This is a genomic window from Streptomyces purpurogeneiscleroticus (assembly GCF_020024005.1).
In the GTDB taxonomy this organism is placed as follows: Bacteria; Actinomycetota; Actinomycetes; order Streptomycetales; family Streptomycetaceae; genus Streptomyces; species Streptomyces purpurogeneiscleroticus.
Genome location: NZ_NHSG01000476.1, coordinates 1 through 9855 on the forward strand (window position 1 = coordinate 1; position 9855 = coordinate 9855).

7 protein-coding genes and 1 pseudogene are annotated in these 9855 nt (G+C 71.9%); 5 read left to right on the plus strand and 3 right to left on the minus strand.

Annotated features, from left to right (window positions below; genetic code table 11):
- A pseudogene (locus CCS38_RS34405) lies at positions 1-1157 on the plus strand (AfsR family transcriptional regulator); the annotation flags it as partial.
- 82 nt (positions 1158-1239) lie between these two features.
- On the opposite strand, the gene CCS38_RS34410 reads toward CCS38_RS34405, so the two are convergent.
- The 3 genes from CCS38_RS34410 to panB all read right to left on the minus strand — a co-directional run bounded on the left by CCS38_RS34410 (position 1240) and on the right by panB (position 4303).
- Positions 1240-2070, minus strand: coding sequence for an ABC transporter permease (locus CCS38_RS34410; RefSeq protein WP_223737497.1), 831 nt, complete (start codon positions 2068-2070; stop codon positions 1240-1242).
- Positions 2067-3095, minus strand: coding sequence for an ATP-binding cassette domain-containing protein (locus tag CCS38_RS34415; protein WP_223737499.1), 1029 nt, complete (start codon positions 3093-3095; stop codon positions 2067-2069). Before CCS38_RS34415 ends, CCS38_RS34410 begins: the two co-directional genes overlap by 4 nt.
- 284 nt (positions 3096-3379) lie before the next feature.
- Positions 3380-4303 carry a 3-methyl-2-oxobutanoate hydroxymethyltransferase gene (gene panB / locus CCS38_RS34420; protein ID WP_223737501.1) on the minus strand — a complete coding sequence of 308 codons (924 nt, stop codon included), beginning with the start codon at positions 4301-4303 and terminating at the stop codon, positions 3380-3382.
- A gap of 369 nt (positions 4304-4672) precedes the next feature.
- Between panB and CCS38_RS34425 the strand changes: the two genes are divergently transcribed.
- From CCS38_RS34425 to CCS38_RS34440, 4 genes are all read left to right on the plus strand, one after another.
- The gene (locus tag CCS38_RS34425) at positions 4673-6205 is read left to right on the plus strand and encodes an MFS transporter (RefSeq protein WP_223737506.1); all 1533 of its coding nucleotides are present in this window, start codon (positions 4673-4675) and stop codon (positions 6203-6205) included.
- Positions 6206-6395: 190 nt separating this feature from the next.
- Entirely contained in the window at positions 6396-7022 is a 627-nt protein-coding gene (locus CCS38_RS34430; protein WP_223737508.1) for a TetR/AcrR family transcriptional regulator, read from the plus strand.
- Positions 7023-7432: 410 nt separating this feature from the next.
- A complete protein-coding gene (locus CCS38_RS34435) occupies positions 7433-8356 on the plus strand; it encodes an endonuclease/exonuclease/phosphatase family protein (RefSeq protein WP_372457202.1) in 924 nt (307 codons plus the stop codon).
- A gap of 281 nt (positions 8357-8637) precedes the next feature.
- Positions 8638-9849 carry an MFS transporter gene (locus tag CCS38_RS34440; RefSeq protein WP_223737504.1) on the plus strand — a complete coding sequence of 404 codons (1212 nt, stop codon included), beginning with the start codon at positions 8638-8640 and terminating at the stop codon, positions 9847-9849.
- Positions 9850-9855 lie beyond the last annotated feature (6 nt).

Genomic DNA, 9855 nt, shown 5'->3' on the forward strand with positions numbered 1-9855 from the left:
TCGACGCCCCGCCGCCGATGGCGCCCGAGCAGCTCCTTGAAGCCCGCCGGGAGGTCCGGCTGGTCGCGCTGGCCAACGTGGACAGCGACATGGAGGCGTTGCGGCGCTCCGAGCAGCAGGAGGAGCTGCGGGGCATCGTCAGCGCCTACCGCGGCGGGCTGCCGCAGACCTGCCGGGTGCCGGGCGTGATGTGGTTCTACGCCGTCATGCTGACGGGAGAGTTCGTGGACCTGGCCGGCATGGTCGACAAAACCGTGCGCGGTTGTCGCGAGTTCGGCTACGACTGGGAGCTGGCGTTCATCCTTCAGCTGCGGGCGAGAATCCAGAACGACCGGCCCGGCGGCCTGGACCGGGCGGCCCGCGACGCCGACGAGGCGCTGGAGATCTTCCGCAGGATCGGCGACGCCTGGGGTGTCGCCGAGGCGCTGGCCGGGCGCGGTGAATCCCGCGAGGGACACGGCGAGTACGGCCTCGCCGCCGACGACTACCGCGCCGCGATGCGGTACGCGGTGGACCTCGGCGCACACGGCCAGCTCCCGCTGCTCAAGACCCGGCTGGGCGGCGCACTGATCGAGGCGGGCGACGTCGAGCAGGGCGAGCGGCTGCTGCACGAGGTACTCGACGAAGGGCGGCACAACCGCGACGCCGTGCCGTACGCCCGCATGCAGCTCGCCACCTGGCTGGCGACCGCCGGCCGAAACGACGAGTCCCGGCACCAACTCCAGCTCGTACGGGAGGAGTTCGCCGAGCGGTCGGCGCCGGAGATGTTCCTCGGCATGGTCGAGGGGGCACTGGCCGCGCTGGACGTGGAGGAGGGACGGTACGACGGGGCACTGGCGGCCGTGCGCGGCGCCGTCGCCAAGATGCGCGGTCCGCTCACCCAGGCCGTCGCCCCCGACCTGCCGCTGTCCCAACTGCCCATCGCCGCCCGGGTGCTGGCCCTGACCGGCGGCCGGGACGGCGCGGCGGACGGGGCCCGGCTGCTGGGTGCCTTCGACGCGGTGCGCGCGCCCCGGCAGCACACGCCGCGCATCCTCCGCATCTCCCGCGCGGCGGCCGAAGCGGCGGTACGCGCCGTCCTCGGCGCGGCGGACTACGCGTCCGCCCACGCCGAGGGCGCCACCCTCCCCCTCGACGAGGCCCTCGACCTCATCTGACGTCCCCGCTCCCGAATCTGACCTCTCCGCCTTCCGCCGAAGCGATCGGGACCGGAGCCGGGACCTGCGGTCTTCGGCCGGATCAGGTCTTCGACCGGAACTTCCGGACCGCCAGCGGCATCGCGACGGCCGTGATGGCTATCGCCCAGGCCAGCGTGATCAGGGCAGGGTGGGCTATCGGGCCCTCGCCGGCGATGAGGTGGCGGGCCGCGTCGGCGAGGTTCGACAGCGGGTTGATCTTCGTGAAGCCCTCCAGCCAGCCCGGCATCGACGCGGTCGGCGCGAAGATCGACGAGCCGAACTGCAGCGGCATCAGTACCAGGAACGCCATGCCCTGGACCGCCTGCGGCGTCTTCAGGGCCAGGCCCAGCAGGATGAAGATCCACATCACGGCGGCGCCGAAGACGGTCGACAGCGCGATGGCCCCGACGAACTCCAGCGGCGAGCCCTTGATCTCCAGGCCGAGCAGGAAGCCCATGCCGAGCAGGATCGCGGTGGCGACCAGCATCCGGCCGACCTCGACGACGATCTTGGCTATCAGGACCGAGGAGCGCGCGATGGGCATCGTGCGGAAGCGGTCCATCACGCCCTTGCGGAAGTCCTCGTTGACGCCCGAGCCGACCGCCATGGCGATGTTCATGCCCATCATCGCCATCATGCCGGGGACCAAGTACTGGACGTACTGCTGCTGATTGCCCTTGCCGGCGATGGCGCCGCCGAAGACGTACACGAACAGCAGGATGAAGACGACGGGCATCAGCAGGGCGTCGAACATCGACTCCGGGTCCTGCTTGATCTGCAGGGCGTTCCGCCTGACCAGCGCGCCGATGTGGCGCAGATTGGCCCGCAGGCCGATCCGGCCCTCGGCGGCCCCGGGCTTCGTGACCGGCGCCGTGATCGTTGCGGCGCTCATGCCGCGACCTCCTCGTACTGGGCGGGCGCCGGCTCGGCGGCCGCGTCGGCCTCGGACGTCTTCTGGCCGGTGATGGCCAGGAAGACCTCGTCCAGGCTGGGCAGATGGGTGTTGATGCCGGCGAGCGCGAAGCCGCGCTCGCCGAGGACGTTGACCACCGCGGTCAGCTGCTCGTCGCTGACGATGGGGACGTTCACCACGCCGTCCTCGGGGTCCGCCGTGGCGCCCGCTATGCCGTCCAGGCCGGCCTGCGCGATCGCGCCGACCATCCGGTCCAGCTCGCCGCGGACCGCCGGGCGGATCTGCAGCGTGCGCCCGCCGACCTTGGCCTTCAGCTCTTCCACCCGGCCCTCGGCGATCACCCGGCCGCGGTCGACGACGGTCAGCTCGTCGGCCAGCCGCTCGGCCTCTTCCATGTACTGCGTGGTCAGCAGCACCGTCGCGCCGTCGCGGACCATGTTGTTGACCTCGTCCCAGACCTCGTTGCGCGTGCGCGGGTCGAGGCCGGTCGTCGGCTCGTCCAGATACAGCACGGCCGGCTTGCCGATCATCGAGGCGGCCAGGTCCAGGCGGCGCCGCATGCCGCCGGAGTACTTCCCTGCGGGGCGCTTGGCGGCCTCGGTGAGCGAGAACCGCTCCAGCAGCTCGTCCGCGCGCGCCCGGGCGTCCTTGCGGGAGAGGTCGAGCAGCCGCCCGATCATGTAGAGGTTCTCCCGGCCGGAGAGCTTCTCGTCGACGGAGGCGTACTGCCCCGTCAGGCCGATCGTGCGGCGCAGGGCGCGGGGCTGGCGCACGACGTCGTACCCGGCCACGACCGCCGTGCCGGCGTCGGGGACGAGCAGCGTGGAAAGGCAGCGCACGAGCGTGGTCTTGCCCGCGCCGTTCGGCCCGAGCACGCCCATGACCGTGCCTTCCCGCACGTCGAGGTCCACTCCGTCGACGGCCTTGACATCGCCGAAGTGCTTGACCAGGCCACGGACTTGGACGGCCGCGCGGCCGTCGGCGGAGTGTGATTTCTGCGTCATGGATCCACAGTGACAGGCACCACTGACAACGCCCCGACAGAGCGCCGACAGCGCAGGTCAGGCATCGATGGGCCACCGACAGACCGCCGACAGATCACCGACAGACCGCCGACCGGCCGTCGACCGGCCGTGGCGGGGGAAGGCACTGTCGCGGACCGTCGCCAGGCCACCGGCACGCCCCGTCGGCAGACATGCGCGGGGCGCTGCCGGATCACCGGCAGCGCCCCATCGACCCACGGAATCCCGGTCCGGGCCGGGCACTCAGTGGCCGGGCCCTCAGTGGCTCAGTGGAAGGTGTGCTCCTCCGCCGGGAACGTGCCGCCCGCCACATCCTCCGCGAACGCCTTCGCCGCGCCGCCCAGCGCCTCGCGGAGCTGTGCGTACTGCTTCACGAAGCGCGGCACCCGGCCCTTCGTCATCCCGGCCATGTCCGTCCAGACCAGGACCTGCGCGTCGCACTCCAGGCCCGCGCCGATGCCGATGGTGGGGATGTGCAGCGAGCGGGTGACCTCGGCGGCGAGCCCGGCCGGTACCGCCTCCAGTACCACCGAGAACGCGCCCGCGTCCTGCACCGCCTTGGCGTCCCGCAGCAGCTGCTGGGCCGCCTCCTCGCCGCGCCCCTGGACGGGGTAGCCGCCGAAGGCGTTGACGGACTGCGGGGTCAGCCCGATGTGGGCCATGACCGGGATGCCGGCGTCGACCAGCAGCTTGATCTGGTCCGCCGAGCGCTCGCCGCCCTCCAGCTTCACCGCGCCCACGCCGGCTTCCTTGACCAGCCGGGTGGCGTTGCGGAGCGCCTGGACGGGGCCTTCCTGGTACGAGCCGAAGGGCAGGTCGGCGACGACGAGGGCGCGCTCCGTGCCGCGCACGACGGCGGCGGACAGCAGCGTCATCTCGTCCATCGTGACCGGGACGGTCGACTCGTACCCGAGGTGGCAGTTGCCCATCGAGTCGCCGACGAGCAGCACCGGGATGCCCGCGTCGTCGAAGACGGAGGCGGTCATCGCGTCGTACGCGGTGAGCATGGGCCACTTGTCGCTGTGGGCCTTGGCGGCGGCGATGTCGCGGACGGTGACGCGGCGGGACCGCTTGCCCCCGTACAGCGACTTCTCGGCCGACTTGTCGGCTGCTGTCTTGTCGGGTGCTGTCTTGTCGGGTGCGGCGCCGGCCTTCGGGTCCTGCGTCTGGGCAGGCGAAATCTGCGTCATGACGACGGCTCCTGTTCAGGTCATCTCGAGGCGCCCTGACGGCGTCCCCGGACTCACCACCCATGCTGACACGCCCGCGCGCGACGGTGGAAGAGGAGCGGGCGGGATGCCTGTCACGTGCAACTAAAATACGGAACGGTGCCGTATCGAAAAAGGCGTACGCTGGTCCGTATGGCACGTTCTTCCGATTCCCCGCCCGGCGCCGGTGGCACCCCCTCCGGTGGCGGTGGCGCCCCCTCCGGCGCCGGTGGCACCGCTTCCGGTGGTGGCGGCTCGTCCGACGGCGGTGGCATAGCCGCGGCGCCGGCCGCCGCCCGGCACGTCCCCGAGCACATCCACCGCCGCCGGTGGGCGATCCTCGGTGTGCTGATGCTCAGCCTGCTGATCGTCGTCCTGGACAACAGCATCCTGAACGTGGCGATGAAGACGATCGCCACCCCGGCCCCCACCGGCCTCGGCGCCAGCCAGAGCCAGCTGGAGTGGGCGATCAACTCGTACACGCTGGTCTTCGCCGGCCTGCTGTTCACCGCGGGGCTGCTCGGCGACCGGCTGGGCCGGAAGAAGATCCTGCTGACCGGTCTGGTGATCTTCGGTCTCGGGTCCGTACTGGCCGCCGTCTCCGGCTCGCCCGGCCAGCTCATCGCCTTCCGCGCCGTGATGGGCCTGGGCGGCGCGCTGGTCATGCCGGCCACCCTCGCCATCCTCATGAACGTCTTCGAGCGCGACGAGCAGCCGAAGGCCATCGGCATCTGGGCCGGCGGCGTCGGCCTGGCCATCGCGATCGGCCCGATCGCCGGCGGCCTGCTCCTCGACCACTTCTGGTGGGGCTCGGTCTTCCTGGTCAACGTGCCGATCGTGCTGATCGCGCTGGCCGCGATGGTGCTCCTGGTCCCGGACAGCAAGGACCCCCGGCCCGGCAGGCTGGACCCGGTGGGCGTGCTGCTGTCCGTCGTCGGCCTCGTGCTCCTCGTGTACGGCATCATCAAGGGCGGCCAGCTCGCCGACTTCACCGACCCGGAGGTGCTCGGCACGGTCCTCGGCGGGCTGCTCGTACTGGTCGGCTTCGTGCTGTACGAGAAGCGCATCGATCACCCGTCGATCGACATCAGCTACTTCCGCAAGCCCGCCTTCTCCGCGGCCGTGGCCGCGATCGCGCTGGTCTTCTTCGCGCTGATGGGCGTCACGTTCTTCATGGTGTTCTACATCCAGAGCGTGCGCGGCTACACGCCGCTCCAGGCGGGCCTGCTGATCCTGCCGCTGGCCGCCGCTCAGATGATCTTCGCGCCGCGGGCCCGGCTCGTCGTCGACCGCTTCGGTGCGCGCGCCGTCTGTACGGTCGGCATGCTGCTGGTGGCCGCCACCATGTCCGGCTTCCTGCTCATGGACACCGACACCCCGATCTGGGTGCTGGAGGTGCTCTTCTTCGTGCAGGGCACGGGCATGGCGCACATCATGCCGCCGGTCACGGTCTCGATCATGCAGTCCCTGCCGCGCGAGAAGGCCGGCTCGGGCTCGGCGCTGAACAACACGTTCCGGCAGGTCGGCGGCACCCTCGGGGTCGCCGTACTGGGCTCGCTGCTGTCCGCGAGCTACCGCGACGGCATCCAGGGCACGCTGGACGCCGTACCGGGTCTGCCGGCGGGCGCGCGGCACGCGGCGGGCGAGTCCATCGAGGCCACGCTCGGCGTCGCGGAGAAGCTGGGGCCCGCCGGCCGGGAGCTGGCCGCCGCGGCCAACGACGCCTTCGTGCACGCCATGCATGTCACCGCGCTCGGCTCCGCCGCGGTCGCGGTCGTCGGCGCGCTGGTCGTCGGGTTCTTCCTGCCCGGGAAGGCGGCCGACCCGGCTGCCGGCCAGGGCCGGGAGACGCCGCGAGAGACTGCTCCCGCGGGGAAGCCGTAACGGCGCCCCGGGGTACGGAACGAGAGGCGGACCAGGCGTGACGAGCGCGAAACGGGGCGGGACACCGGCCGACGATGCGGAGCGGACGACGGCGGAGCCGTCCGCCGCGCCCGGGTCCTCCGAGGCGGAGCCGTCCGCCGCGCCCGGGCCCTCCGAGGCGGAGCCGTCCGCCGCGCCCGGGCCCTCCGAGGTGAAGCCGTCCGCCGCGCCCGGGTCCTCCTGTGCCGCTGCCACCCGCAGGCCCGGGCGGCCGCGCAACGAAGCGCTGGAGTCCACGATCATCGAGAGCGTCCTGGACCTCCTGGAGCACGACGTCCCGCTCGCCGACCTGTCGATGGAGCGCATCGCCAAGGAGGCGGGCGTCGGCAAGGCCACGGTGTACCGGCGCTGGTCCGGCAAGGCCGGCCTGATGCTCGACGTGATGCGCTCGCTGGAGGAGGAGAACCCCGAGCTGCCCGGGGAGTCGGTCCGCGACGACCTGGTACTGCTGCTGGAGTTCCTGCGCCGGCGCGGCCTGGCCAAGCGCAACTCCGCCCTGCTGCGGACGGTGATCACCCAGGTCAAGGCGCAGCCCGAGCTCTGGCGCGAGTACCACGACACGGTCGTCCAGGCGCGCCGCGACGCGCTGCTGGCCGTCCTGCGGCGCGGCATCGGGAGCGGCGAGATACGCGGGGACTGCGACATCGACGTCCTCGCCGACCTCTTCGTTGCGCCGATGCTCTCCCGTGCGCTGCTGCACGAGTGGAAGGAGCTCCCCGAGGGGCTCGCCGAGCAGATCGTCGACACGGTTCTGGACGGCGTCCGGCCGCGTACGTGAGCCGTTTGCCGCCCCTCCCGGACGGCAGGCAGAATGATCTTGCCGCCGCGCGCTCCCGACGGCCGGCTTCCGATGGCTCGTGCCCGACGGCTCGTTCCTGACGGCCGGCTCCCGACGGCTCGTTTCCGACCGCTCGATGAGCGGTTCATGCCCGTTCTGTCACAGCACCTGTCGGCGCGGGCACCGGCGGAACCCTGGCCATTTGCGCTTCGTCCCCTGAGGGGACAGCACAGGCTGAGCATCGCCTATGGTCAAGGCCCTAGGGTCGGGGGCCAGGCGGGGCGCACGAGCACGGCAGTGAGGGCATCGGGATGACGCAGGCGTACATGTCGGAGGCGGGGCGGGGCGCGGGCCCCGGCGGGACCGGCCGCCGTACGGGCCGCCTGACCGGGCGGTGGCGGCGCGAGGGCATGTGGCGGCGCGGCCTCTTGCTCGCCGTACTGGCCGTGGCGCTGGGCCTGCTGATGGTCCTGCACGCCGACGTACCGAACTCCATCGGCAATCTCGGCAGCCTCCTGGAGACCTTCCTGCCGTGGCTGGGCATCATCGGCATCCCGCTGCTGCTCATCGCCGCGCTGCTGCGCAGGTCGGCGATCGCGCTGGCCGCGCTGGTGCTCCCGGCGGTCGTCTGGGCCAACCTCTTCGGCGGGCAGCTCACGGACAAGTCCGGTGCCCGCGGCGACCTCACCGTCGCCACGCACAACGTCAACGCCGAGAACCCCGACCCGGCCGGCACCGCGAAGAAGGTCGCCGACTCGGGCGCGGACGTGGTCGCGCTGGAGGAGCTGACCGCCCAGGCGCTGCCCGCGTACCGCGAGGCGCTCGCCGCGAAGTACCCGTACCGCACGGTGGAGGGCACGGTCGGCGTGTGGAGCAAGTACCCCCTCTCCGACGCCCGCCCGGTCGACATCAAGATGGGCTGGACACGGGCGCTGCGCGCCACGGTGACCGCCCCCGACGGGCAGCGGGTCGCCGTGTACGCGGCGCACCTGCCCTCGGTACGCGTGAAGGTCAAGGCCGGGTTCACCGCGAGCCAGCGGGACAACAGCGCCGAGGCGCTGGGCGAGGCCATCGCGGACGAGCCGCTCTCCAGGGTCGTGCTGCTCGGCGATCTGAACGGCACGATGAACGACCGGTCGCTGGCGCCGGTCACCGCGCAGATGCGGTCGGCGCAGGGCGCGGCCGGTGACGGCTTCGGTTTCAGCTGGCCGGCCGCGTTCCCGATGGCCCGGATCGACCAGATCATGGTCAAGGGCGTGGACCCGACCTCGGCGTGGAGCCTGCCGTCGACCGGCAGCGACCATCTCCCGCTGGCGGCCTCCTTCAAGCTCTAGCGCGTACGCCGAGCTCTAGCGCGTACGCCGAGCTCCAGCGCGTACGCCGAGCTCCAGCACGTACGGCCGCGCACGGCGGTGGCCCGGGTCATTTTCTGTGACCCGGGCCACCGCCGTTTCCGTCATTTTCCCCTCAACGGGGCGCGGACTTCCGTCCGTAACGTCCTGTTCGCGCGGCGGAATGAATTACCTGAGAGACTTTGTTCCCGTAGAGAACTTAAGGCTGTCCTGTCTCGGCGCGCCGCTACGGGCGCGCCCCCTTTGATCCTGAAAGGTCACTCATGCCCTTGGCTCTGCTCGCGCTCGCGATCTCGGCCTTCGGTATCGGCACCACTGAGTTCGTGATGATGGGCCTGCTGCCCAACGTCGCGAACGACCTGGGCACCAGCGTGCCCACCGCCGGCTACCTCGTCTCCGCCTACGCTCTCGGCGTCGTCATCGGCGCCCCGCTGCTGACCGCCCTCGGCTCGCGCATCCCCCGCAAGCGGATGCTCCTGCTGATGATGGCGGTCTTCACGGCCGGCAACCTCGCGTCCGCGCTCGCCCCGAACTTCGGCCTCCTCGTCGCGGGCCGGCTGCTGGCCGGCCTGCCGCACGGCGCGTTCTTCGGCGTCGGCGCGGTGGTCGCCGCCCGGCTGGTCAAGGAAGGCCGCCAGGCCCGCGCGGTGGCGACCATGTTCCTCGGCCTCACCGTCGCCAACATCGTCGGCGTCCCCGCGGCCACCCTCCTCGGCCAGCACCTCGGCTGGCGCGCGACCTTCCTGGTCGTCGCCGCCATCGGCCTGCTCGCGATGGCCTCGCTGGCCAAGCTCGTCCCGCACATGCCGCGCGACGCGCAGCACGGCGTCAAGCAGGAGATCCGGGCGCTGGGCAACCGCCAGGTGCTGCTCGGCCTGCTCACCGCGGTCTTCGGTTTCGCGGGCGTCTTCGCCGTCTACAGCTACCTCGCGTCGATGATGACCGAGGTCACCGGCTTCACCGAGTCGACCGTCCCGGTGGTACTCGCCCTCTTCGGCATCGGCATGACCCTCGGCGCGCTCGCCGCGGGCCCGCTGACCGACCGGGCGCTGCGCCCGACCCTGTACGGCTCGCTCGGCGCGCTGGCCGTCACGCTCGTCGTCTTCGACTTCACCGTGCACGTGAAGTGGGCGGCGCTGGCCACCGTCGTCGTCCTGGGCGCGGTCGGCTTCATGACCACCACGCCCCTGCAGATGCTGGTCATGCGCAAGGCCGAACACGCCCCGACGCTCGCCTCCGCCTCCAACCACTCCGCGTTCAACCTCGCGAACGCGGGCGGCGCCTGGCTCGGCGGCGTCGCCATCGCCGCACACTGGGGCTGGACGTCCCCGACCCTCGTCGGCGCGGTTCTCGCGGTCGTCGGCCTGGCGATCGCGGTGACGGCCGGCCTCCTGGACCGCGACCCCGGCCGCTCCCGCATCATCGCCACCAGCGAACCGGGTGCCACCCTGCACAAGCACACCCAGGTCGGCTGACCCCGA

What these genes read in the sequence shown, in the direction of transcription:
- CCS38_RS34440 (WP_223737504.1), top strand. Translation starts at nt 8,638, where the DNA reads ATGCCCTTGGCTCTGCTCGCGCTCGCGATCTCGGCCTTCGGTATCGGC.
- panB (WP_223737501.1), bottom strand. Translation starts at nt 4,303, where the DNA reads ATGACGCAGATTTCGCCTGCCCAGACGCAGGACCCGAAGGCCGGCGCC.
- CCS38_RS34435 (WP_372457202.1), top strand. Translation starts at nt 7,433, where the DNA reads ATGTGGCGGCGCGGCCTCTTGCTCGCCGTACTGGCCGTGGCGCTGGGC.
- CCS38_RS34415 (WP_223737499.1), bottom strand. Translation starts at nt 3,095, where the DNA reads ATGACGCAGAAATCACACTCCGCCGACGGCCGCGCGGCCGTCCAAGTC.
- CCS38_RS34410 (WP_223737497.1), bottom strand. Translation starts at nt 2,070, where the DNA reads ATGAGCGCCGCAACGATCACGGCGCCGGTCACGAAGCCCGGGGCCGCC.
- CCS38_RS34425 (WP_223737506.1), top strand. Translation starts at nt 4,673, where the DNA reads ATGCTCAGCCTGCTGATCGTCGTCCTGGACAACAGCATCCTGAACGTG.